21 protein-coding genes are annotated in these 22821 nt (G+C 71.4%); 11 read left to right on the plus strand and 10 right to left on the minus strand.

The window, feature by feature from the left end; all coding sequences use genetic code 11:
* The first annotated feature begins 112 nt into the window (after positions 1-112).
* On the plus strand, positions 113-1573 hold the full coding sequence (locus H4696_RS32330) for an NF041680 family putative transposase (protein WP_338078642.1): 1461 nt from the start codon (positions 113-115) through the stop codon (positions 1571-1573).
* Positions 1574-1581: 8 nt separating this feature from the next.
* On the opposite strand, the gene H4696_RS32335 is transcribed toward H4696_RS32330, so the two are convergent.
* Positions 1582-2079 (minus strand): FBP domain-containing protein, encoded by a 498-nt coding sequence (locus tag H4696_RS32335; RefSeq protein WP_086855732.1) that lies wholly within the window; start codon positions 2077-2079, stop codon positions 1582-1584.
* Between the two features lie 64 nt (positions 2080-2143).
* On the opposite strand from H4696_RS32335, the gene H4696_RS32340 reads away from it, so the two are divergent.
* The gene (locus tag H4696_RS32340) at positions 2144-3634 is read left to right on the plus strand and encodes an adenylate/guanylate cyclase domain-containing protein (RefSeq protein WP_086855733.1); all 1491 of its coding nucleotides are present in this window, start codon (positions 2144-2146) and stop codon (positions 3632-3634) included.
* Here H4696_RS32340 and H4696_RS32345 read toward each other — a convergent pair.
* Complete coding sequence (locus tag H4696_RS32345) at positions 3622-4611, minus strand: beta-ketoacyl-ACP synthase III (protein ID WP_086855726.1); 990 nt, start codon at positions 4609-4611, stop codon at positions 3622-3624. The genes H4696_RS32340 and H4696_RS32345 overlap by 13 nt on opposite strands.
* 212 nt (positions 4612-4823) lie before the next feature.
* Between H4696_RS32345 and H4696_RS32350 the strand changes: the two genes are divergently transcribed.
* From H4696_RS32350 to H4696_RS32360, 3 genes are all read left to right on the plus strand, one after another.
* Positions 4824-5297, plus strand: coding sequence for an Lrp/AsnC family transcriptional regulator (locus tag H4696_RS32350; protein ID WP_086855727.1), 474 nt, complete (start codon positions 4824-4826; stop codon positions 5295-5297).
* A 696-nt stretch (positions 5298-5993) separates the two neighbouring features.
* Positions 5994-7193, plus strand: coding sequence for an MFS transporter (locus tag H4696_RS32355; RefSeq protein WP_086855728.1), 1200 nt, complete (start codon positions 5994-5996; stop codon positions 7191-7193).
* A gap of 155 nt (positions 7194-7348) precedes the next feature.
* Positions 7349-7753 carry an SsgA family sporulation/cell division regulator gene (locus H4696_RS32360; protein ID WP_086855729.1) on the plus strand — a complete coding sequence of 135 codons (405 nt, stop codon included), beginning with the start codon at positions 7349-7351 and terminating at the stop codon, positions 7751-7753.
* Positions 7754-7847: 94 nt separating this feature from the next.
* Here the strand turns inward: H4696_RS32360 and H4696_RS32365 are convergent, their stop codons facing one another.
* A complete protein-coding gene (locus H4696_RS32365) occupies positions 7848-8951 on the minus strand; it encodes a S1 family peptidase (protein WP_086855730.1) in 1104 nt (367 codons plus the stop codon).
* A 443-nt stretch (positions 8952-9394) separates the two neighbouring features.
* Here H4696_RS32365 and H4696_RS32370 point away from each other — a divergent pair, with 443 nt between their 5' ends.
* Both H4696_RS32370 and H4696_RS32375 read left to right on the plus strand, forming a co-directional pair.
* Positions 9395-12304 carry an ATP-binding protein gene (locus H4696_RS32370; protein WP_192782653.1) on the plus strand — a complete coding sequence of 970 codons (2910 nt, stop codon included), beginning with the start codon at positions 9395-9397 and terminating at the stop codon, positions 12302-12304.
* A 148-nt stretch (positions 12305-12452) separates the two neighbouring features.
* Complete coding sequence (locus H4696_RS32375) at positions 12453-13061, plus strand: DUF1345 domain-containing protein (RefSeq protein WP_086864270.1); 609 nt, start codon at positions 12453-12455, stop codon at positions 13059-13061.
* Position 13062: 1 nt separating this feature from the next.
* On the opposite strand, the gene H4696_RS32380 is transcribed toward H4696_RS32375, so the two are convergent.
* From H4696_RS32380 to H4696_RS32395, 4 genes are all read right to left on the minus strand, one after another.
* Entirely contained in the window at positions 13063-13773 is a 711-nt protein-coding gene (locus tag H4696_RS32380; protein WP_086864271.1) for a G1 family glutamic endopeptidase, read from the minus strand.
* 229 nt (positions 13774-14002) lie between these two features.
* Entirely contained in the window at positions 14003-15052 is a 1050-nt protein-coding gene (locus H4696_RS32385; protein ID WP_086864272.1) for an ABC transporter substrate-binding protein, read from the minus strand.
* Positions 15053-15065: 13 nt separating this feature from the next.
* Positions 15066-15950 (minus strand): ABC transporter permease, encoded by an 885-nt coding sequence (locus H4696_RS32390; RefSeq protein WP_086864273.1) that lies wholly within the window; start codon positions 15948-15950, stop codon positions 15066-15068.
* Complete coding sequence (locus H4696_RS32395; protein WP_086864274.1) at positions 15940-16746, minus strand: ABC transporter ATP-binding protein; 807 nt, start codon at positions 16744-16746, stop codon at positions 15940-15942. Before H4696_RS32395 ends, H4696_RS32390 begins: the two co-directional genes overlap by 11 nt.
* 192 nt (positions 16747-16938) lie before the next feature.
* Between H4696_RS32395 and H4696_RS32400 the strand changes: the two genes are divergently transcribed.
* Both H4696_RS32400 and H4696_RS32405 read left to right on the plus strand, forming a co-directional pair.
* Entirely contained in the window at positions 16939-18516 is a 1578-nt protein-coding gene (locus tag H4696_RS32400; RefSeq protein WP_086864275.1) for a sensor histidine kinase, read from the plus strand.
* Entirely contained in the window at positions 18513-19172 is a 660-nt protein-coding gene (locus tag H4696_RS32405) for a response regulator (protein WP_086864276.1), read from the plus strand. The genes H4696_RS32400 and H4696_RS32405 overlap by 4 nt, the downstream gene beginning before the upstream one ends.
* A gap of 1 nt (position 19173) precedes the next feature.
* Here H4696_RS32405 and H4696_RS32410 read toward each other — a convergent pair whose 3' ends face one another.
* Both H4696_RS32410 and H4696_RS32415 read right to left on the minus strand, forming a co-directional pair.
* Positions 19174-19791, minus strand: coding sequence for a hypothetical protein (locus H4696_RS32410; RefSeq protein WP_086864277.1), 618 nt, complete (start codon positions 19789-19791; stop codon positions 19174-19176).
* A gap of 91 nt (positions 19792-19882) precedes the next feature.
* Positions 19883-20701: an SDR family oxidoreductase gene (locus H4696_RS32415; protein WP_086864278.1), complete on the minus strand. Its 819-nt coding sequence runs from the start codon at positions 20699-20701 to the stop codon at positions 19883-19885.
* Positions 20702-20834: 133 nt separating this feature from the next.
* Between H4696_RS32415 and H4696_RS32420 the strand changes: the two genes are divergently transcribed.
* On the plus strand, positions 20835-21632 hold the full coding sequence (locus H4696_RS32420) for a trypsin-like serine peptidase (RefSeq protein ID WP_086864279.1): 798 nt from the start codon (positions 20835-20837) through the stop codon (positions 21630-21632).
* A gap of 7 nt (positions 21633-21639) precedes the next feature.
* Positions 21640-21864: an RNA-binding S4 domain-containing protein gene (locus H4696_RS32425; protein WP_020642824.1), complete on the plus strand. Its 225-nt coding sequence runs from the start codon at positions 21640-21642 to the stop codon at positions 21862-21864.
* Here H4696_RS32425 and H4696_RS32430 read toward each other — a convergent pair.
* Positions 21861-22796 carry an Ldh family oxidoreductase gene (locus tag H4696_RS32430; RefSeq protein ID WP_192782654.1) on the minus strand — a complete coding sequence of 312 codons (936 nt, stop codon included), beginning with the start codon at positions 22794-22796 and terminating at the stop codon, positions 21861-21863. The two genes, H4696_RS32425 and H4696_RS32430, sit on opposite strands and share 4 nt — an antisense overlap.
* Positions 22797-22821: the final 25 nt, after the last annotated feature.

Consider the following 22821-nt stretch of genomic DNA (forward strand, 5'->3'; position numbering starts at 1 on the left):
TTTAACGTTTGCGTGGCTGGGTGAGACCCTGGTTGATCATGAGTGAAGCCCTTGGTCGATCATTCCTCTTGCGACAGATGGAAGATCGAACCAAAGGCTTCAGTTGATCAGTGTGCACCATGCTGGGGACGTCGATGCGGCCGGGGAGCTGTCGGCGTTGCGGCAGGAGTTCTACCGTTGTCTGCCCCGGCGGGCGGACGCGTTGTTCGAGCTGACCGACGCGGTGTTGTGCGTGGACGGCCCGGTCCGCTCGGTCGCGGAGTTGTCACTGACCGGTGAGCATCGCCGCGGGCATGGCAGCGGTTATGCCGCGCTGGCCCAGGGCCGGGTCGACTTCCACCGGTTACGCACCGCCCTGACCACGGTGTCGCTGCCTCGTGCCGCGGACGGGCGGCTGGTGCTGGCGGTGGACGTCACCTGCTGGCTGCGCCCGGAAGCACACACGAGCCCGCAACGGATCCTGTGTCACACCTATGGCCGGGGCAAGGACCAGCACATCATGGTGCCGGGCTGGCCCTACTCGATCGTCGCCGCTCTGGAGAGCGGGCGGCACTCGTGGACCGCGCCGCTGGACGCGGTCCGACTCGCGCCCGGAGACGACACCGCGAGCGTGACCGCCCGCCAGATCCGCGACGTCGTGGACCGGCTGATCACCGCCGGACACTGGTCACCAGGGGATCCGGAAATCCTGCTCGTGGCCGACGCCGGCTACGACGGACCCCGGCTCGCGCACGTGCTGGCCGATCTCCCGGTCGTCGTGCTGGTGCGGATGCGGTCGGACCGGGTGCTGCGCCGTCCCGCGCCGCCGTTGCGGCCCGGCCCCAGCCCCGGCCGCCCCGCCCGCCACGGCGCCGAGTTCGCCTTCGGCGACCCGGCCACCTGGGGCGAGCCGGATATCACCATCGAGACCACGACCCGGCTCTACGGCCCAGCACTGATCCGGGCCTGGGACCGGCTGCACCCCAAGCTCACCTCCCGCACCGCCTGGACCGGCCACACCGGAGACCTGCCCATCCTCGACGGCACCGTCATCCTTCTGCAGGTCCAGCGGCTGCCTTCCGGCGCGATCCCGAAACCCGTGTGGCTCTGGCATTCCCGCACCGGCCTCGAGGTCGCCGAGGTCGATCTGGCCTGGCAGGCTTTCCTGCGCCGGTTCGACATCGAGCACACCTTCCGCATGCTCAAGCAAACCCTCGGCTGGACCACCCCGAAACTGCGCTCAGCCGACGCCGCCGACCGCTGGACCTGGCTTCTTCTGATCGCCTACACCCAGCTCCGCCTCGCCCGCGACCTCACCGAGGATCTGCGCCGCCCCTGGGAGAAACCCCGCCCCGCCCAGCGACTCAGCCCGGCACGGATCCGACGGGGGTTTCGCAACCTGCGTCCACAACTGGCCTGTCCCGCCCGTGTCCCGAAACCTTCCCGGCCCGGCCCCGGACGACCCGCGGGACTGCCCAACCAGCAGCCCGCCACACGCCACGACGTCCACACCGTCACCGGCACGAACAAGCAAAAACCCAAACACGGCAAGAAAACCAAGTCCAGCAACCCACGACCCCGCCAAACAGGTTAAAACTCAAGCTAGCGGGACTCCAGCACCCGCGCCACGAACTTGTGCAGCTTCTCCTCGAGCCGCGCGATGCGCTCCTCCGGCGTCAGCGTCTCGAACGGCTGCGGCACGTCGGACTTCAGCTCGCCGCGGACGTACTGGCAGCAGCCGAGGTTCCCGCACGCGTAGATGCCCAGCGTGTTGCCGTCGCGGCCGGCCTTGCCGGCGCGCTTGCCGGAGAACAGCGTGATGTCGGACAGCCCGTGGGTCGTGGTGCAGAAGCCGCAGATGTTGCTGCGCAGGCGGGACTTCGGCGCGGGCGCCGCGCGCAGCGCGAGCCCGACCACCTCGCCGCCGTAGGGCAGCACGAGGTAGGCGCGCGCCGGTGCCTTGGGGTCGCGCCAGCCGAGGAATTCCCGCTTGTCCCAGGGGATTTCTTCGGGCCGGGCGGGCAGCGTCACGCCCTTGGCTTCACCGCGGGTGCAGTTGACGAACGAGGCCCGGATCTCGTCCTGGCCGAGTGGATCCATGCCCGGCACGGTAACCAGCGGCCACCGGCGGTGGCCACGCATTTTCGGCCGTACGATCGACGCCGTGCGCAAGATCGCCGTGAGGAACTTCCGGGTGGTGTTGCGCACCAGCCTGGGCTTCGCCGGTCTGGGCGTCGGCTCCAGTGTGGCCGGATCCGGGGTCGTCGCCCTGCTGCTGGTGCTGCAGGGCCTGCCCAGCGACGTCGGCGAGCACGGGTGGGTGCTCGGCATGACCGCCGCCCTCATCGTCGCGGCGGCGCTGCTCGCCGGTACCGCGTGGACGGCGTGGCTGCAGCGGCGCACCGCGATCTGGTTCGTGCTCGGCCGCCCGCCGTCGGAGAGCGAAGCCAAGCGCGCGCTGCGGCTGCCGGTGGACATGGCCGTGGTCAGCGGCACGCTCTGGCTGATCGGCACCGTCGTCCTCACCACGCTCGCCGGCGTGCTCGGCTCGGCCGACGACGCGGTCGGCATGGCGACGGTGATCGGGCTCGGCGGCCTGACCACGGTCGGCCTGACCTACCTCGCGGCGGAGTGGGTGGCGCGGCCGGTGATGACGATCGCGCTGGGCGTCCTGCCGCCGCGCGGTTCGCTGCCGGTCACCGTGCTCACCCGGCTGGTCGTCACCTGGGCGCTGGCCAGCGGCGTCCCGTTCGTGGGCGTGCTGCTCGTCGCCACCCCGCCGGACCTCGGCTCGGGCGACCCCACCGCGAGCCTGGTCCTGCTGTCGGTGATCGGCCTCGGCGTCGGCGCGATCGGCACCGCGCTGCTGGCCAGGGCGGTCGCGGCGCCGCTGCACCGGCTGCGCGTGGCGCTCGACGGGATCGCGCACGGCGACACGAACGTCGCGGTCGACGTCGACGACTCCAGCGAGATCGGCCTGCTCCAGACGTCGGTGAACCAGCTCGCCGCCGGCCTGCGCGAGCAGGCGCGGATGCGGGACCTCTTCGGCAGGCACGTCGGCGCCGACGTCGCCCGGCACGCGCTCGAGTACGGCGCCTCGCTCTCCGGGGACGTCCGGGAGGTGACGGCGCTGTTCGTCGACGTCGTCGACTCGACCGCGCTGGCCTACCGGACGCCGCCGGAGGAGCTGGTCGGGAAGCTGAACCGGCTGTTCGCGGCCGTCGTCTCCGCGGTCGGCGCGCGCGGCGGGCTGGTCAACAAGTTCCAGGGCGACGCCGCGCTGTGCATCTTCGGCGCCCCGACGCGGCTCGCGGACGCGCCGACCGCCGCGCTCGCCGCGGCCCGCGCGATCCGGGACGCCGTCCACGAGGCCGGGGAGCTCGACCTCGGCATCGGCGTCTCGAGTGGCCCGGTGTTCGCCGGACAGCTCGGCACCAGCAGCCGCCTCGAATACACCGTGATCGGCGACGCGGTCAACGAGGCCGCACGGCTGACCGAGCTGGCCAAGACGACGCCGTCACGCATCCTCGCCAGCGACGCCGTCGTCTCGGCGGCCCTGCCGAGCGAAGCGGCCTACTGGACGAAGCACGGTGAGCTCGAGCTGCGCGGCCGTGAGGAAGCGACGCCGACCTGGACCACGCGTCAGGACAGCTGACCCAGATCCGGCCAGCGCAGCACGGTCGACCCCCAGGTCAGGCCCGCGCCGAACGCGCTGAGCAGGACGCGGTGGCCGGGCGCGAGGGTGCCGTCGGCGCGAGCGTCGGCCAGCGCGAGCGGGATGGACGCGGCGCTGGTGTTGCCGACCCGGTCGATGTTGGCCACGACGGCGTCCACCGGCATGCCCAGCTGCTTCGCCGTCGCCTGGAGGATCCGGATGTTCGCCTGGTGCCCGACGAAGCGGTCGACGTCGCCGACCACCCAGCCCGCGCGCTCCAGCACGGTGCGCGAGGACTCCGCCATCCGCGCGCAGGCGTGCCGGAAGACCGCGGTGCCCTGCATGGCGAGGAACCGGTCGGCCGGGGTGTCCGAAAGCCGCTTCCGGGCGCCGCCGGCTTCGACCCACAGCAGGTCGGCGAGCTCGCCCTCGCTGTGCAGGTCGAACGGCCCGAACGCGCCCGGCTCGTCGGCGTCGCCGGCCCGCAGCAGGACCGCCCCGGCGCCGTCACCGAAGATCGGCACGGTGGTGCGGTCGTTCGGGTCGATGAGCGTGGTGAAGGTGTCGGCGCCGATCACGAGCACGCGCTCGGCGAGCCCGCCCGCGATGAATCCGGCCGCGGTGGCGAGCGCGTAGACGAAGCCGCTACAGACGGCGTTGACGTCGAACGCCGCGGCCGTGCCGAGCCCGAGCCGGGCGGCGACCTGCGGCGCGCTGGCCGGGCACGGCTGGTCGGGTGTGGAGGTGGCGAGCACGACCATGTCGGCGCTCCCGCCGCCCAGCGCTTCGCGGCCCGCGCCGACCGCGAGGTCCACAGTGGACTCGTCCGGCCCGGAGACGCGGCGCTCGCGGATCCCGGTACGGGTCCGGATCCACTCGTCCGAGGTGTCGAGCCGGGCGGCGATCTCGTGGTTGTCCAGGACTTTCGTCGGCAACCACGAGCCGAGGCCGGTCAGCACGGCGGCAGGTGCGGGCACGGGAGAGCCTCCCCACGCCGGTGGGTTGGCGGGTGACCGGCTGGTCTTCCACTTGTATGGGCTACCCCCTGGTAGACCCGTGAGTTGTGTTCCAGGTCACTCAAAAAGTTGTTTCATCTTCGCCTCGTTCGGAGTAGTGAGCGACGTCACGGAGGAGTGAGCGCCGAAGTAACTCCAGGCGGATTGTCGGGGGTGCCGGTTAGCCTGCTTGAGTGCAGACACCCGACCTCGACCAGCTGGACACCGCCATCCTCGCCTGCCTCCAGGCGGACGCCCGCACCATCGCGGAGACCATCGGAGCGAAGGTCGGCCTCTCGGCCGCGGCGGTCCAGCGGCGGATCAAGCGGCTGCGCGAGGCGGGCGTCATCGAGCGCGAGGTGGCGGTGCTCTCGCCGGAGGCGCTCGGGCTGAACATGACGTTCGTGGTGATGGTCGAGATGGAGCGGGAGAACCTCGCGGTCCTCGACGCGTTCCGCCGCCAGGTGCTCACCGACGACTGCGTCCAGCAGTGCTACTACGTCACCGGCAACGCGGACTTCGTGCTGATCGTGACGTGCCCGGACATGGCGGGCTTCGAGGCGTTCACGCGGCGGATGTTCTTCGAGAACCCGAACGTGCGGCACTTCACGACGAGCGTGGCGATGGACCGGGTGAAGGTGGGGCTGGACCTGCCGCTGGGGCCTTAGGCGGCGCGAGTCTTCGCAGGCCGGTTGCTTCGTTCAGAGCGCGAACGCCGTGACGACGTAGCCGCCGACCTGTGCGATGTAAGTCAGCTTCACCACGTCCCCACCGGACGTCATCTTGACGGCCAGCACCTGGGTGGGATCGGCCTTCGGGTTCGGCGGGAGCGTGAACCGGATGTCGAGGGCGTCACCGTCGCCGACCCGACCGCACCGGTCGGCTTGCGCACGGACGGCCGCGACGTCGACGGTCCCGCGCGCGGTCGTCCCGGGATCACGTGCGCCTGGTCTTCGAAGGTGTGTGTGTGTGTCGAGCGCGAACCGCGTGCCGACGTACAGCTGGCCGTCCGGGTTGCTGGTGGCTGTGCAATCCGCGGGCCGGGGACGAGCAGGGCGATCTCCGCGAGGATGAATACCCGGTGCGCGAGGCCGTTATTGCGGGTCAGGTGCGACTGGAACCCGGCGGGGTCGGGCGGGAGCGAGACGAGGTCCGTTGCCGCCTTCGCCGGAGCGGGCCCGGCCGTTCCGGCGCTCTGCCCCGCGCTGCCCGCGGCGCACATCGCCAGTAGAACCGGCACCAGCCGCCATCCGGGCCTCATGACGTCCCCTGACCGCGGCCGGTGGCCGGCGGAAATCGGTGGGACAGCCACCGGGCCACCGATATCCTGGTCCGCTGTCCACCTGGGGGAAGGACTCCGCAGCATGCTCCGGGACCGCCGGCTCTTCCTCGCCGCCACCCTGATCGACGCGCTCGGCAGCGGGCTGTGGGTGCCCTTCGCGCTCCTCTTCCTCGTGCACGGCCAAGGCCTCGGACTGGTCGACGCCGGGACGTCGCTGAGCACCGGGGCGCTGCTCGCGCTCGTCACCGGGCCGGCCACCGGGGCGGCCATGGACCGGTTCGAGCCGCGGGCGCTGCTCGTGGCCGGGAACCTCGTGCGGGTCGGGGCCTTCTGCGCCTACCCCTTCGTGCACAGCAACTGGCAGGTGATCGTCGTCTCGACCGTGGCCGGGGTCGGGGACCGGCTGTTCTGGACGTGCAACGCGCCGATGGCAGCGCAGCTCGCCGGGGGACGGGACACCGATCGGGTGCTCGCGACGCAGACGGCGGGACGGTTCGCCGGGGCGGGTGTCGGCGCCGCCGCGATGGCCGTGCTGCCGACCATCACCAGTCCGTGGGCCTTCCACCTGCTCGCGTACGTGAACGCGGCGAGCTTCGCCGTCGCGGCGGTCCTGATCCGCCTGCTCCCCCGTGCCGAAGCCCGCGCCGGCCGCCCGGCGGGGAGCTGGCGAGCCGTGCTCGGAGACCGGCCCTTCACCGGTTTCTGCTTCACCCACCTGGCTTTCACGCTCGCCAGCGCCAGCAAGTTCGCCGTACTGCCGCTCGTCGTGCGGGATCTGCTGCACGGTCCACAGTGGATCGCCGGGACCGCCATCACGCTCGGGACCGTGGTCGTCGTCACGACGCAGCGGCCGGTCGTCGCGGTGCTGGCCCGGCGCAGCCGGACGGCCGGGCTGATCGGGGCCGCCGTGCTGTTCGCCGCCTGCTTCGCGCTGCTGATCCCGCTGGAAGCCGTTCCGCTGGGCGTCGCCACCGGGCTGATCCTCGTGGCCAGCGTCGGGTTCTCGGTCGCGGAGGCGATGTTCGGCCCGACCGCCACCGCGGCGGCCGCCGAAGCCGCGCCGCGCGGGGCCGAAGGGCGGGCCAGCTCGATCTTCCAGCTCTCCTGGGGGCTGCCCGTCGCGCTCGCGCCCGGCCTGCTGGCCCTGCTGCTCACCGCGGGCAACGCCCTGACCTGGTCGGTGCTGGCGCTGACCTGCGCGGCCGCCGTCCCGGCGCTGCTCGCGCTGCGGAAACGGCTGCCGGCCGCACTGCGCGAGCCGTCACCACCCGTGCCCGCCTGAGCGCAAGGGGTATGTGCCCGGTGTTACACCACAATGGACGGATGCAACCGATCAAGTGAACGTGAAGCATTCTCCGTCATGACCGTCGGCCCTGGTCATCTCCTTGCCGAACAGTTCGCGCCGCGCGAACCGACCGCGAGACTCCAGGAGGGGCCGTGCACACCGACGCCGTACACCAGAGCCAGTTCGTGCTGCTGAACGAGAGCACCACGCCCGTCCTGTCCCGCCTCTCCTACCACGTGCACGAGCCGTTCGCGGTGACCGTGGCCTTCCGGACCGAGCGCGGCCGGTGGATCGAGTGGACCTTCGCGCGTGACCTCCTCGTGTCCGGGCTCGACGAGCCCACCGGTCTCGGCGACGTCCGGATCCGCCCGGACCTGTCCGAGGACGAAGACTTCCTCACCCTGGAAATCGAGTCACCGGACGGCTATGCGTCGTTCGAGCTGGAGCGCGAAGACATCCGGACGTTCCTCGAAGCGTCCTACGAGCTGGTGCCGCTCGGCGAAGAGAGCGCGCACTTCGACGTCGACGGGCTGATCGAGGAGATCAGCAACGTCTGACCCCTGAACCTCCCAATCCCGCGGCGAGGAACGAAGGGCGGGGTTTCGAGTGCGCTGGAGGCACTCGAAACCCCGCCCTTTCGCGTAACCGGGATCAGCTGGTCTTGAGGGTGGTGCCGGTGCCCGACAGCGCGCCGGCGATCGGGTAGAAGTACGTCACGCTCGTGTTGCCGCCGGACAGGACGCCCTGCGCGTAGTTGCCGGCGATGAAGCCGCCGCCGGAGTCGCCGGCCGCCGAGCGGACGTTGGTCGCGGTCATGCCGTTGACCGTGCCCTCGGCGTAGCGGACGCTCTGGTTCTTGGCGCCGATGGTGCCGCAGGTCCAGCCGGTGGTCGAGCCGGCCTTGCAGACCGACGAGCCGGTCGCCGCGTTCGACGAGCCGCGCACCGCGGTGCCGTTGTTCATCTGCGCGAGCGGGGTCCAGCTGCTGTTGGTCCGGACCGCCGCGTAGTCGACGCCCGGGAAGCGGTAGGTGATCCAGCTGCCGAGCGCCGCGCCGTTCGACCCGGTCAGCGAGCCGCCGCCGGTGAGCGCGCCGCAGTGGCCGGCGGTGACGAAGCCGGTCGTGGTGGCGAAGCCGACCGAGCAGCGCGACGAGCCGCCGATGTAGTAGGCGTCACCACCGCGGATGTTCGCGTGCAGCGTCGGTTTCGCGGCCGCGTCGAGGATCGTCACCGACGACTTGTCCACACCGGACTGCGTCAGGAAGGTTTCGGCCGCGGCGCGCTGGCCCTGCAGAACCGACACCGTCACGCGGTTGGTCGTGGAGTCCACGCCCCAGCCGGTGATCGCGTACGGCGCCGAGGCGTCCCGCGCGTTCAGGGTGTCCACAGTGGAGTCGAGCTGGCGGGCGCTGAACTTCACGACCTCCGCTTCGGCCCCGGATTCGCGGATCTTGGCGACCGACGCGGCGTCGGTCGTCTGGATGTGCGCCTTGCCGGTGGCCGCGTTGTAGGTCGCGCCACCGAACGCGTCGCCGAGCGTCGCGCTGACGGCCTCGGTGACCTTGGTCGCGACTTCCTCGCTCTTCAGCCGCGTCAGCACCTGGTCGTGGGTCAGGCCGAGGTCGCGCTGCATCGCGGGCACGATGTCCGGGTTCAGCAGGTCCTGGCCCGACGCGGGAACGGCGGTCGCGGCCAGCGCGCCCGTCGCCATCACCGCGGTGGCAGCGGCACCGAGAAGTCTCGCGATCTTCATGCTTCTCCCTAGTTGATTACGCGCGGCTCCGCACCGGCCACGCAGTGGTACTCACCCGGCTGAGCGTCCCCGCAGTGGGCGTTACGGTGCAATCCGGGCGCCCGGCGAATGGGTATACGCATTCACCCCGGACGTATCCCCTGCTCCAAGCGGTTCCGGACGCGGCACGTCACCCGGTCGGACAGGTCCTTAAGTAGGGTTTCCGTGAACTACTTTCAGTAGCAGAAGCACCTACCTGATCAAGCTAAGCGCCCCCGGAACGCGGGAATCACCGAGGTTTCGCACGCACGGTGCACCGAAAGCCCTCGATCCCGCGGCAAACCGGTGACAGCGGGTAGGCGGACGTGTGACGGCGGTACCGGCCACCTATTCGGTTAATGGTTTACGAGCGGATCGGCGCTGCTTAGGCTCCGCGCACAGTGCCGGAGCGCCGAGGAGGTCATATGTGGTTGACCGCTCCCCGCCCCACCTCCGTCTCGATCCGGTCCGGACCGGCGCGCCTGACCGGCCGCGACGCCGAGCTCGACGCCATCGTCGACGTGCTCCAGCACCGCCCCGCGGCGGTGCTGATCGAGGGTGAACCCGGCATGGGCCGGACCCGGCTGCTCGCGGAGATCGCGCGGCGCAAGGAGTTCGCGGGCTGCCGCGTGCTCACCGGCGCGTGCCAGCCGCTGCGGGAACCGTTTCCCTACGGGCCCGTCCTGGAAGCGCTTCGCGCGTGCGGCGACGCACCCCTCGGCCCGCTCAGCCCGGTCGCCGGCGTGCTGCGGCCGTTGCTGCCGGAGCTCGCGGAAGCGCTTCCCCCGCGGCCCGAGCCGCTGGCCGACCCGGTCGCCGAGCGCCACCGCGTGTTCCGCGCGGTGCGGGAACTCCTGGCCGCCTGCGGGCCGGCGCTCGTGCTGATCGACGACCTCCAGTGGGCCGACGAGGACACCCGCGACCTGATGCGGTTCCTCGCCGGCGCGATGCCGTCCGACCTGGCCGTGGTCGCCACCTACCGGTCGGCCACCGACGTGCGGCCCGGTCCGCTGGGTGCCCCGTTCCGGACCGACCCGGCCGTGCACTCCGCCCGCGTGGCGCTGGGCGCGCTCGACGTCGCCGCGGTGCGCGGGCTCGCGGTCGAAATCCTCGAACTGCCCCGGGTCACCGACGAGTTCGCGGCGAAGCTGCACGAGTGCACCGCCGGGATCCCTTTCGTAGTCGAGGAAACGCTGCGGGCGCTCAAGGAAGCGGCCGACCGCCTGCCGGTCGGCGAAGTGCTTTCCGACCGCTTGCTGGAGAACCTCGAAGTGCCGGTGCTGCTGCGGGAAGCCGTCACTGAACGGCTTTCCGCGCTGCCCGACCCGGCGGTGCGGCTGGCCGGGGCGGCCGCCGTGCTCGGCGTCGCCGCCGAAGCCGCGGTGCTCGGCGAGCTGGCCGGGCTCGCCGACGACGTCCTGCGCACCGCGCTGCTGGCCGCGTTGTCGGGCGGCGTGCTCGGCGAAGTCGGCGACGGCAAGTACGGCTTCCGGCACCCGCTGGCGCGCAAGGCGGTCTACGACACGGTGAGCGGGCCCGAGCGGGCCTTGCTGCACGCGCAAGCGATCCGCGTGCTCGCCGCCCAGCCGTCCCCGCCGCTCACGCTGCTGGCCCGCCACTCCCGCGCGGCGGGCCGCGTCGACCAGTGGCGGCACTACGCGGAAGCGGCCGCCGACGAGGCGATCGCCCGCGGCGAGACGTCCCGGGCGATCGACCTGCTGCAGTCGGTGCTCGCCGAACCCGGGCCGGCGCAGGCGGACGCCGGGCGCGTGGCGGGCAAGCTGAGCCAGGTCGCGCTGCGGGGCTTCCGGCCCGACGTGATCGGCACGCTCGAGCGCGTCCTCGAAGAAGTGGCGCTGCCGCCGTCGGTCCGCGGCTCGATCCGGCTGAGCCTCGGCATGCTGCTGGTCCGGACCATCGGCGGGCTCGGCCGCGGCCGCCTCGAAGTCGAGCGCGCGATCGGCGAGCTGACCGACCGGCCGGACCTCGCCGCGCGCGGGATCACGCTGCTCGCCCAGCCGATCGACGGGCTGACGCCGTTGTCGTGGCACGAATCCTGGCGCGCCCGCGCGGGTGAGGTGTACGAACGGCTCGACGACCCCGAACTGCGGCTGGCGCTGACCGCCGACCGCATCGCGGCCGCGTCGCACGTCGGCGACGGCTCGGCGTGGGCGGAGTTCGAAGCGCTGTCGGACACCGTCGGCACGGTCGCCGAGCGCGTCCAGCTGGCCCGGCTGTGGTGCAACCTCGCCGACGGCCAGTCGTGGGCCGGGCACCTCGACCGCGCGGACCGGCTGGTCACCGAGGGCGTCCGGCGCGCGACCGACGCCGGCGCGCTGTACGCGATCGGGCTGATCCAGGGCACCCGCGTCCGGCTGGACTGGGTGCGCGGGCGCTGGACCGGCCTCGCCGAAGCCGCCGAGCAGCTGCGCGACAGCTACCCGGAGCTCGGCCCGATCGTCATGGAGTCGTCACTGGTGCTCGGCGGGCTCGCGGCCGTGCGCGGGGAGTTCGCCGCGGCGCAACGGCACCTGAGGGCGGCGAGCGTGCACGCCCCGGACCGCGGGCCGATCCCGGTGGTGCTCTCGGCCGCCGGCGTGCTGATCTCGGTCCTGCTGGCGACCGACGACGTCGACGGCGCCTGCGCGGCGGCCGACACCGCGGTGGCGGCGGCCGGGCGCAAGGGCGTCTGGATCTGGGCCGCGGCACTGGTCCCGGCGGCGGCGCAGGCGTACGCGCGAGCCGGGCGCTGGCCGGAGGCGGACAGCGTGGTCGAGGCGTTCGCCCGCGGCATCGAGGACCGCGACGCCCCGGTGGCCGCGGCCGCGCTGGTGGCCGGGCGCGCGGTGCTGCTGGAGGCTCGGGGCAAGCACCTGGCCGCGGCGACGCTGTTCGACGAAGCCGCGGCGGGCTACACGGCGCTGCCGATGCCGTACCCGGCGACGGGGATGCGGGAGCGGGCCGCGATGTGCCGGCTGGCGGCGGGCAACCGCGAGGCCGTCGAGGAGCTGACCGCGGCCGCGGAGGCGTACGAGCAGCTGGGCGCGACGCGGGATGCCGGACGCTGCCGTCACCAGCTGCGCGAGCACGGGGCCTGGGCGCCTTCGCAACGCGGGCGGCGGGGGTACGGGAGCGAGTTGTCGCCGCGGGAACGCGAGGTCGCGCGGATGCTGGCGGAGGGACGGACGAACCGCGAGATCGCCGACGGGCTGTTCCTGTCGCCGCGGACGGTCGAACAGCACGTGGCGAAGGTGCTCCGGAAGCTCGGCGCGCGCTCACGCACGGACGTGGCCCGCAAACTCCCCGGCGACTTCGCCACCGCCCCCGCCGGCTGACCCGACGCGGCACTTTCACGTGAAAGTGCCGACCTGGGGGCGGAGCTTTCACGTGAAAGTGCCGGGGTTGGCCTAGCGTGGGCCGGTGACAGAAGAGGCACTTCCCGCGTGGCGTCGGCGGACCTCCGGCGAAACCCGGTGGCCCGCGATGGGCGTCGTCGTGGCCACGCTCGTGCTGCAGGTCGCCCTGCCCGACGACATGGCGCTGCACCCGCAGTGGCTGCTGCCCGCGGTGTCGGCGCTGCTCGTCGTGGCGCTGCTGCTGGTCAACCCGGGACGGATGTCGCAGTTCAGCGCGGTCGAGCGGGTGATCTCGCTGCTGCTGGTCGCCGCCGTGACCGCGGTGAACGCCGGCTCCGCGGTGACGCTCGTCTACCGCATCGCGGCCGGCACGATCGGCGACCACGCGGGTGCCGTGCTGGTCACCGGCGGGATCGTCTACTGGACGAACATCGTCGCCTTTTCGCTCTGGTACTGGGAGTTCGACCGCGGCGGCCCGGGACGGCGGGCTGCAGGCCGGGCGGAGTTCCCCGACCTGCAGTTCCCGCAGATGGCCGACCCGGACCTGGCGCACCGGGACTGGGAACCGTCCTACTTGGACTACCTGTACTTCTCGTTCACCAACGCGGCCGCCTTCAGCCCGACGGACGTCATGCCGCTGCGGATCTGGGCGAAGCTGACGATGATGCTGCAGGCCGTCATCTCGCTGATCCTCGCGGTGATGGTGGTCGCCTGGGCCATCAACAACCTCAAATGACTCAGTGGCGGGAAATGTTGAAGCTCTGGCCGTCCGAACCGATCGCGCCCGGGATCCACGTGTAGCTGCCGCGGTCGTCGGCGTTCAGGGCGGACGGGTTGGTCGAGGCCAGGTTCGTCCCGTTGAACTTGACGCCGGTGAACGTGATGCCGCCGGAGATCGACGGGTAGGAGTCCGTCGGCGACTCGATGATCGCCTCCGCCGACGCGTGCTCGGACGTCAGCGACTTCGTGGTGGACTTGGACCAGCCCTTGGTGGTGTCGGACAGGTCCAGCCGGTAGGTGTTCGTGGCGGTGCGCGTCACCGTCGCGGTGATGTGGTCGCCCGCGCTGACCGACACGTTGTAGTACACCGGGGCGGCCGGGTACATCTCGTACCAGGCGGAGTAAACCGGACGTCCGCTCGAGCAGTCCGTTTCGACGCCGGTCTGCTCCACTGTGGACGATCCGTCACCGTCGATGCCGACCCACGGGGCGAAGAGGTCGTTGGTGGAGTTGCAGCTCACCGACGGTTCGGTCCAGCTCGCCGTGGCCGTGGTGAAGCTGCCGAAGCTGACGTAACCGCCCCAGTTACCGCCGGAGAACTGGTGGCCGTGGAAGTGCGAACCGTACTCGACGGCCGCGTGGGCGGTGCCCGAGACAGCGAGGCCGGCGGCGGCCGCGGCGACCGCCGTGAGGACACGGGCAGCGCGCGACGCAAGGATTCTGGACATGCGGGGACTCCGTTCACCGATGGGGACCGGGAAAACCGTGTCCCCAAGTGTTGGATCCGCGCCCGCGAGAAGGTAGCTACTTTCGAAGGGTCTTCACATTCCGGGAAATAGTCACCAGTTTGCCGGAATTGCACGGGAATGAACGAAAAGACCCGTGAAGGCCTCCACGGGGGAAGAGGCCTTCACGGGTCCATGACGCTCACCTACCGCCCGGACAGGTGAGCGGGGCTCAGCCTTGTTTCGCGGCCGCGTCGACGAACTCGGTCGTGTACGTCTTCGACAGGTCGATCGAGTCCTTCTTCGGCTGCACGTTCTTCGAAAAGCTCGAAAGCACCTCGAGCACGTTCTTCGCGCCGGCGGCGTCCATCTTGCCGTCGCCGTTGAACATCCCGATGCTGTCCTTGATGGACTTGATGTAGAGCGCCTTGTCGCCACCGCTGTAGGACGGCGGCATCTTCGCCGCGATCTCCTCCGGGCTGTGCTGCCCGATCCACTTCAGCGTGGCCACGAACGCGTTGGCCAGCTTCTGCACGGCGTCCTTGTTCCGGTCGACGAAGTCGCAGCTCATGTACAGCGACGACGCGGGGTACAGCCCGCCCAGCGCGGCCTTCGTGCTCTCGGCCGTCCGCAGGTCGTACAGCACCTTCGCCTTGCCCGTGTTGGTCAGCTGCGCGATCGTCGGGTCGGTCGTCATGCCGCCTTCGATACCGCCGTTGTCCAGGCTCGCGATGAAGGTCTGCCCGGCGCCGACCTTGACCGGCGTGTACTGGTCGGCACCCACGTTCGCCTTGGCCGCCAGCGCCTTCGTGAGGAAGTCGGTGGACGACCCGAGCGAGGTCACGCCCATCTTCTTGCCCTTGAAGTCGGCCGAGCTCTTGATCTGGTCGACGTGGGCGGTGCCGACGACCAGTGCCTCACCGGGGATGTTGGCCAGCTGCACCACGCTCTTGATGCACTGGTCCTTGGCCTGCAGGTCGATCGTGTGGTCGTAGAACCCGACCACGCCCTGCACCTGCCCGGCGACGAGCGCGGTCTCGGCGTTGGCGCCCGACTGCTCGCTCTGCAGCTCGACGTCGATGCCCTGCGCGGCGAAGTTGCCGAGCTGCTGGGTGAGCATGGCGGGCAGGTAGATGACCTTTTCCAGGCCACCGACCATGATCGTGACCTTCGGCTTGCCCCCCTCGCCCGTCGCGGCGGTGCGGGAGTCCTGGCAGGCGGTGGTCAGCCCCGCCACCACGGTCAGCGCGGTGACCGCGACGGCGATCCGGCGAATCCTCATCGATTCGGTCCTTTCAGATGACGGTCTGGCTGGAGGTGGACATCGAGGGCCGCCACCGCAGCAGCCGGTTCTCGAGGTTTCCGATGCCCCACTCGGCGACCAGTGCGACGACGGTGATGATGATCATGGCGGCGTAGATGCCCGCCGAATCGAAGGTGCCCTGCGCGTTCGAGATGAGGAAGCCGATGCCCGCCTTGGACCCGGCGTACTCGCCGACGACCGCGCCGATCAGCGCGAAGCCGAACGCGGTGTGCAGCGACGAGAGGATCCAGGACGTCGCGCTCGGCAGCACGATCGCCTTGATCACCTGCATCCGGCCCGCGCCGAGGATGCGTGCGTTGTCGATCAGGTTGCGGTCCACTTCGCGGGCGCCGGTGAAGGCGTTGAAGAACACCACGAAGAAGACCAGCACGACGACGGTCGCGACCTTCGACGCGAGCCCCAGCCCGAACCAGATCACGAACAGCGAAGCGAGCACGATGCGCGGCACCGCGTTGGCGGCCTTGATGAACGGCGCGAGCACGTCGGCCAGGTACCGGCTGCGGCCCAGGATGACACCGAAGATCACGCCCGCGACGGCACCGATCGCGAAGCCGACCAGCGCCTCTTCGACGGTGACCCACAGCTGGTACCAGAGCGAGCCGAAGTCAGTGCCGCTGGTGACCCACTCGACCAGCCGCTGCCAGATGCGCGACGGCTTCGAATAGAAGAACGGGTCGATCCAGTAGGTCGCGGTCAGCTCCCAGCTGCCGAGCCAGACGACGACCAGGGCCAGCCGCAGCAGCCACGTGTTGCGCTTGCGCCGCGACGACGCCCGCTTCGCCCGCGTGAGGATGTCCTGCTCGGTTTCCAGCACCGGCAGGGAGGCAGCCGGAGCCGCGGAGGTCTCAAGCGACATTTGCCGCTCCCTTCTCGCGGGCCTTGTCGACCTCGCTGCGCAGTGATTCCCAGATGTCCGCGTAGAGCTTGCGGAACTCGTCGGTGAGCCGGAGGTCCTCGACCTTCCGCGGCCGCTCCAGCGGGATCTCGAAGACGTCCTTGACGGTGGCCGGCGACGTCGTCAGCACGACGACCTTGTCCGCCAAGGCGATCGCCTCGTCGAGGTCGTGCGTCACGAAGATGACCGCCGCACCGGACCCCGACCACAGCCGCAGCAGCTCGTCCTGCATCAGCGCCCGCGTCTGGACGTCCAGCGCCGAGAACGGCTCGTCCATCAGCATGATCTTCGGCTTGGTGACCAGCGTCTGGGCCAGCGCGACGCGCTTGCGCATACCGCCGGAGAGCTGGTGCGGGTAGTACTTCTCGAACCCGGCGAGCCCGACGCGGGCGATCCAGTCGACGGCCTGCGCGCGGGCCTCGGCCTTCGGCACGCCGCGGAAGCGCGGGCCGGAGGCGACGTTGTCGAGCACCGAGCGCCACGGCATCACGGCGTCGGTCTGGAACATGTAGCCGACCCCGTCCGGGATGGACTTCACGTCCTCGCCGTTCACCCGCACCCGGCCGGCGGACGGCGGCTGCAGCCCGGAAACCAGCGAGAGCGTCGTCGACTTGCCGCAGCCCGTCGGGCCGACCACGGCGACGAACTCGCCGGGCTGCACGGACATGGTCAGATCGCGGACGGCCGTGTGCACGGAACCGGACCCGCTCGGGAACCGTTTCGTGGCTCCGGTGAGTTCGATCAGTGGGGGAACCATGGGGAGGTGACTCCTTCGTCACGTGGTGGGGCTCACGTTGGGAAGGGACGTTAAGTACGGGTGGCGCCCGCGTGAAGCTTGTCGACGTTCTCCGCGCGAGCTGTGCGTTCTGAATGTTTTGCTCATTTAGCGCACAGCGCTGACCAGGGGGTATGGTCCCTAGCCATGCCAAAGAGGGCGCTCTTCCCGCGCATGCGGTTCAGCAGGCAGGTGCTGCTGCTGCAGATCGGCGTGGTGCTCCTCGTCGTCGGGATCGGCGTCGCGCTGGTCAGCGTGCTGCTGAGCCACACGCTGACCGACCAGTACGGCCGCCGTGCGCTGGCCATCGCGAAGTCCGTCGCCGCGGACCCGGTCGTCGTCGCGAACGCGGCCGCGAAGCTCCCCGGCGGCCCGCTCGAGGAACGCGTCCTCGCCGTCACGAAGGCCAACGACGCCTTGTTCGTCGTGATCACCGACGACCAGGGCATCCGGCTCGCGCACCCGACGGCGAGCCTGATCGGCCAGCGGGTGAGCACCCCACCGGACGTCGCCCTCGCCGGCGGCGACGAAGTCAGCGCGGTGCAGAGCGGCACGCTCGGGCTCTCGGTGCGCAGCAAGACGCCGATCTGGCAGGGGCCGCGGGTGGTCGGCGAGGTCAGCGTCGGCTTCGAGGTCGGCGACCCGACCGGCGACTTCAACCGGTTGCTGACGATCACGCTGCTGTTCGCCGGCGGCGCGCTGCTGCTCGGCGCGGGCGCGTCCGCGCTGCTGAACCGGCGGCTGCGGCGCGTCACGCACGGCCTCGAACCGCACGAACTGACCGAGCTGCTCTACGAACGCGAAGCGGTGCTGCACGGGATCGGCGAGGGCGTCCTCGCGGTCGACGAGGCGAACCGCGTCTCGGTCCGCAACGACGAGGCCGAGCGCCTGCTCGGCACCGAGCTCCCGATCGGCGCGGCGCTGGCGGAACTCGAGCTCAGCCCGCGGCTGCACAAAGCCGTCGGCGAAGGCCTGCCGGTCGACAACCTCCTGGCCGTGGCCGGGAACCGCGTGCTGGTCGTCAATTCGCGCGCGGTCCGGCTGGACGACCGGCCGATCGGCACGGTGCTGACCTTCCGCGACCGCACCGACCTCGACGCGCTCACCCGCGAGCTCGACGGCATCCGCGCGCTGTCCGACGGCCTGCGCGCCCAGCGGCACGAGTTCGCGAACCGGCTGCACACGCTCCACGGGCTGCTCCAGCTCGGCCACCACACCGAGGCCGTCGAGTACCTGCAGACGCTGACGGATTCGCCGTCGGCGCGGCCGAGCGAGCTGGGCGACGCCGTCGCCGACCCGTACCTGCAGGCGCTGCTCGTCGCGAAAACCGAGCAGGCGCAGGAAAAGGGCCTCACGCTCAAGCTCGCCGACGACACCTGGGTGCCGACGACCGTGACCGACCCGATCGCCGCGAACACTGTGATCGGCAACCTCGTCGACAACGCCCTGCACGCGGCCCGGATGGGCCCGCGGCGGCCCGCGACGGTGGAAATCGGCCTGCTGGCTGAGGGCGACACCCTGCACGTGTCCGTTGTGGACAGTGGTCCGGGCGTACCCGAAGACCTGCGGCGCACGTTGTTCGACGAAGGCGTCTCGACGAAGATCGCGCCCGGTCACGGCCTCGGGCTGGCGCTCGCCCGGCAGGCCGCGCGCGCCCACGGCGGCGACGTCTGGCTGGCCGACCCCGGCGCGGGCGAGACGGGTGCCCTGTTCGTCGCCAAGCTGCCCGGAACGCTGACGGAGGACCGATGATCCGCACGCTCATCGTCGACGACGACTTCCGGGTCGCCGGCGTGCACGCCGGGTTCGTCGAGGAGGTCGACGGGTTCGCGGTGGTCGGCACCGCGCACACCGCCGCCGAGGCGCGCGCCCGCGTCCGCGAGCTGTCGCCGGACCTGGTCCTGCTCGACGTCTACCTGCCCGACGAGTCCGGCCTCGCCGTGCTCCCGGAGCTGCAGACCGACACGATCGTGCTGTCCGCGGCGACCGACAGCGCGTCGGTGGCCGCGGCGATCCGGGCCGGCGCGCTGAACTACCTGATCAAGCCGTTCACCACCCGCCAGCTCGCGGAGCGGCTGACGTCGTACGCGCGCTTCCGCGGCCTGCTCGCCGAGGACCGGGCCTTCGCGCAGGACGACGTCGACCGCGCGTACCGGGTGCTGCACGACCAGGACCGGACGTCCGCGCCGAAGGGCCAGTCGACGGCGACGTCCCGCCTGGTTTCCGAGCAGCTGCGGCGCGCGGGCCGTCCGCTGTCCGCGGCCGAAGTCGCCGGCGAGCTGGGCATGGCGCGAGCGACGGCGCAGCGGTACCTGACCGCGCTGGCGGAGTCGGGGACGGTCCAGATGCGGCTGCGCTACGGCGCCACCGGGCGCCCCGAGCACGAATACCGCTGGAGCGGCGCCTGAGTCAGCGCCCGCCCGTCTGACCGCCGTAGTGCTTCACCATGCTTTCGGCGACGTCGACCCAGGCCTGGACCGGGTTCGTGGTCGACGTCGGCGTGGTGGACGACGGCAGGTCGACCCGCGCCTCGTCCTCGGTCGAGGGCTTCTTGGGCTGCGGTTTCGCCTGGGCCTGGACCTGCCTCGGCGCGGGCTTCGCGGGCACCGGCACGAACACCGTCTTCGGCGGCGGCGCGACCACTGGCACCTGCGGGGCGGGCGGCTGGGGCGCGGGGGCCGCCGCGACCGCCGGGCGCGAATCGACCTGGGCCACCTCGTCGGCGGCCGGCGAGAACAGCCCGCCGGTGAACAGCCCGCCGCCCAGCCAGCCGGCCGCGACGAGCAGCACCGCGGCGCCGCTGCCCAGCCACGTGCGGGCGCGGCGCCGGATCACCACGGACTTCGGCCGCAGGTCCTGGTCGCACACCGGCGGCCGGGTGAAGATCGGCTCGCTCGCTTCGACGTCGTCGTCGGTGCGGCGGCGCCGGGGCAGGCTCGCCGCCAGGATGCCGGTGCGATCCAGCAGTTCGACCGCGGTGCGGTCGCTGGACGGACGGGTCGCACTGCGCGGTGCGGTGCGAAGCATCGGGACCTCCGGTGCGGGGGGCTCGCGGACCCCACGCATTCTGGACCATTTCTGACGATGCTGTCAGAAACGCAACCCCAATGAGTGAAGGTCAGCTCTCCATCTGCTTGAGCCCGAGCCGGGCCAAGACCGCCAGCGGGCGCTGGTAGGCCGAGCCGAGGACACGCGGGATGGCGTCGATGACGTAGGCGTCCGGCCCGATCAGGATCCGCGCGGACTTCCGTTCCACCCCACGCAGGATCGTCTCCGCCGCCTTCTCCGGCGTGGTGTGCGCGATCCGCTCGAAGCCCCGCGCGGCCTTCTCCTGGTCGCCGGCGTCGCTGCGCGCGTTGCGCACGATGTTGGTCTTGATCCCGCCGGGGTGCACGCAGCTCACCGCGACCGGGTGCCGCGCGATCAGCATTTCTTCGCGCAGCGCCTCGGTGAATCCGCGGACGGCGAACTTCGCCGCGTTGTACGCGCTCTGCGTCGGCACGCCGACGAACCCGAACACGCTGGAAATGTTGACGACGTGCCCTTCGCCGGAAGCGATCAGGTGCGGCAGGAACGCCTTCGTGCCGTTCACGACGCCGCCGAGGTTGACGCCCATGAGCCAGTCGTAGTCCTCGAAGGACATTTCCTCGACGGTCGCGCCGAGCGCCACGCCCGCGTTGTTCACGATGACGTTCGCGCCACCGAAGTCGCTGACGACCTCCTCGGCGTGGGCGAGCACGGCGGCCCGGTCGGCGACGTCGAGGGTGTACGCGCGGGCGTTGTCGCCGGCCAGCTTCGCCGTCTCCGCCGCGTTGTCGGCGTTGACATCGGAAAGGGCGACGCGCGCACCCCGCCGGGAGAACTCCAGCGCCAGCGCGCGGCCGATCCCCGAGCCCGCCCCGGTGATCACCACGACCTTGTCCCCGAACCGCTTCATGGTCCCTCCCTGGGTGTTACTCGTGAGTTACGGATACTAGCGGCTGTGAGCTTCCTGTGGGTGCGCTGATTGTGTCGGTGCGACGCCTTATGGTGATCTGGTCGGAGCGCCGGGACGAACGGACGAGGAGGCGATGCGCGTGCGGCGGACGGCCGTCCTGCTCAGCGTGGCCGCGATCCTGCTGCTCGGCGCGGCCTTCGTGATCTTCGTGGACCACCAGCCGCGGTCCGCGGACGCCACGACGTCCGCCACCGTCGAGGCCGCGCCCGCGTCGACGCCCGACCTGCCCGCGGTGTCGAGCCCCGCGGTCGGCGCGCTGTTCGTCGAGGGCATGCACTACTGCACGGCCAGCGTCGTGCACAGCGACCAGGGCGACGTGCTGCTGACCGCGGCCCACTGCATCCACGACGGCGAGGGCGGCGGCTACCTCACCGGCGTCACCTTCGCGCCCGCCTACCACGACGGCGTCGCGCCGTTCGGCTTCTGGACGGTGTCCGACGAGCTTGTCGCGCCCGGCTGGAGCACGTCGTCGGACCCGGACCTCGACGTCGGCTTCGCGACCGCGCACCAGGCGGGCACGACGAAGACCCTGGAAAGCCTGGTCGGCGCGAACACCCTCGCCACCGGCACCGGGTTCGAGCAGACCATCACGCTCACCGGCTACCCGGACGACTCCGAGGTGCCCGCGGTCTGCCAGAACACGACCAGCCAGCAGGACACCTACCAGCTGAAAGTGGACTGCAGCGGCTTCCCGACCGGCACCAGCGGCGGCCCGTGGGTCACCGGCCAGGACCCGAAGACCCGGCTCGGCACGGTCATCGGCGTCATCGGCGGCTACGAGTTCGGCGGCGACGACCCGGACACGTCGTACTCGAGCTACTTCGACACGGACGTCCAGGCCCTCTACCGGCAGACGACCGCCCGGGCATGATGCGGGTATGAGCGATCCCGTCGACGTACCCATCACCGGAGAGCCGATCCGGCTCGGCCAGTTCCTCAAGCTGGCCGGCCTCGCCGAGGACGGTTCCCACGCCAAGGACCTGATCGACGCGGAGGAGGTCACCGTCAACGGCGAGGTGGAGACCCGCCGCGGCCGCCAGCTGACCGACGGCGACGTCGTGGCCGTGGGCCCCGACCGCGGCAAGGTCATCCTGGTGCACTAGCCGACGCTGGTCAGCGGCGGCAGGCCGAGCGAAGCGGCGAGGGTGTCCAGCTCCCGGCGCACGGGACCGGCCAGCGGGACGCCGAGCGCGCGGCACTGCTCCAGGTGCTGGGCCTCGCGCCAGCCCGGGTAGCGGATCGGCGCGCCGCCCTCCCAGCCGAGCATGCTGCCGAACAACGCGCTCGCGGCGCGGTAGAAGCCGTCCGCGCTGCGCAACGTCGTCGGCGCGATGGCCAGCACCAGCACGCCGGTGTCGTGCTCGTGGTCGGCCACGCCGGAGAGCACCCCGGCGAGCACCTCGACCAGCAGCGTCAGCCCGGCGGCTTCGGAACCCGGCTCGTCCATGTCGAAGACGAACTCGGGGTACGCGCCGCCGGGCGCGGCCATGCCGAGCGGGTTCATCGGCCGCCCCGGTTCGCCGCCGGCGGCGAGCACCAGGCCGATCATCGCGTGCGGCAGCGCCCGCGCGGCGTGGTGCCCGGCCCGGCCGAACGGCCCGATCCCGCGCAGCGAAACCAGCCCGACGCCGAACCTCCCGGCCCGGGTGACCGCGCGGTCCATCGCGTCACCGACGGCCCACAGCCCGGACGCGCGGCGGTAGTCGATCAGCGCGGCGGCCCCGCGGTCGGCGATCATCAGCGGCTGGGCGTGGGGCACGACGTCCCCGGTTTCCAGCAGGGGCAGGTGGACGCGGGTCAGGTCGGCGACGCCGGTGTCCGGCGAGCCGGTCAGGTCGCCGTGGCAGAGCGCCTCCGCCGCGATGCGCGCACGGGCTTCGGGGAAGCCGTGGGCGGCGAAGACGTGCGCGACGAGGGTGACGAGCTCGTCAGCCCGCACGCGGGGCCAGGCCTGTTCCGGGATCGGGGTTTCCGGCGGCTCGGCTTCGAGGACCGGGGGTTCGGGGCGGGCGGAGCGGAACGGTCTGAGGGGCACTGCTCCGACCTTGCCCAAGCGGCGG

Source organism: Amycolatopsis lexingtonensis, from assembly GCF_014873755.1.
Classification (GTDB): domain Bacteria; phylum Actinomycetota; class Actinomycetes; order Mycobacteriales; family Pseudonocardiaceae; genus Amycolatopsis; species Amycolatopsis lexingtonensis.

What these genes read in the sequence shown, in the direction of transcription:
- H4696_RS32365 (WP_086855730.1), bottom strand. Translation starts at nt 8,951, where the DNA reads ATGAAGATCGCGAGACTTCTCGGTGCCGCTGCCACCGCGGTGATGGCG.
- H4696_RS32410 (WP_086864277.1), bottom strand. Translation starts at nt 19,791, where the DNA reads ATGCTTCGCACCGCACCGCGCAGTGCGACCCGTCCGTCCAGCGACCGC.
- H4696_RS32420 (WP_086864279.1), top strand. Translation starts at nt 20,835, where the DNA reads ATGCGCGTGCGGCGGACGGCCGTCCTGCTCAGCGTGGCCGCGATCCTG.
- H4696_RS32355 (WP_086855728.1), top strand. Translation starts at nt 5,994, where the DNA reads ATGCTCCGGGACCGCCGGCTCTTCCTCGCCGCCACCCTGATCGACGCG.
- H4696_RS32380 (WP_086864271.1), bottom strand. Translation starts at nt 13,773, where the DNA reads ATGTCCAGAATCCTTGCGTCGCGCGCTGCCCGTGTCCTCACGGCGGTC.
- H4696_RS32415 (WP_086864278.1), bottom strand. Translation starts at nt 20,701, where the DNA reads ATGAAGCGGTTCGGGGACAAGGTCGTGGTGATCACCGGGGCGGGCTCG.
- H4696_RS32395 (WP_086864274.1), bottom strand. Translation starts at nt 16,746, where the DNA reads ATGGTTCCCCCACTGATCGAACTCACCGGAGCCACGAAACGGTTCCCG.
- H4696_RS32385 (WP_086864272.1), bottom strand. Translation starts at nt 15,052, where the DNA reads ATGAGGATTCGCCGGATCGCCGTCGCGGTCACCGCGCTGACCGTGGTG.
- H4696_RS32405 (WP_086864276.1), top strand. Translation starts at nt 18,513, where the DNA reads ATGATCCGCACGCTCATCGTCGACGACGACTTCCGGGTCGCCGGCGTG.
- H4696_RS32425 (WP_020642824.1), top strand. Translation starts at nt 21,640, where the DNA reads ATGAGCGATCCCGTCGACGTACCCATCACCGGAGAGCCGATCCGGCTC.
- H4696_RS32370 (WP_192782653.1), top strand. Translation starts at nt 9,395, where the DNA reads ATGTGGTTGACCGCTCCCCGCCCCACCTCCGTCTCGATCCGGTCCGGA.
- H4696_RS32400 (WP_086864275.1), top strand. Translation starts at nt 16,939, where the DNA reads ATGCGGTTCAGCAGGCAGGTGCTGCTGCTGCAGATCGGCGTGGTGCTC.
- H4696_RS32335 (WP_086855732.1), bottom strand. Translation starts at nt 2,079, where the DNA reads ATGGATCCACTCGGCCAGGACGAGATCCGGGCCTCGTTCGTCAACTGC.
- H4696_RS32390 (WP_086864273.1), bottom strand. Translation starts at nt 15,950, where the DNA reads ATGTCGCTTGAGACCTCCGCGGCTCCGGCTGCCTCCCTGCCGGTGCTG.
- H4696_RS32375 (WP_086864270.1), top strand. Translation starts at nt 12,453, where the DNA reads ATGGGCGTCGTCGTGGCCACGCTCGTGCTGCAGGTCGCCCTGCCCGAC.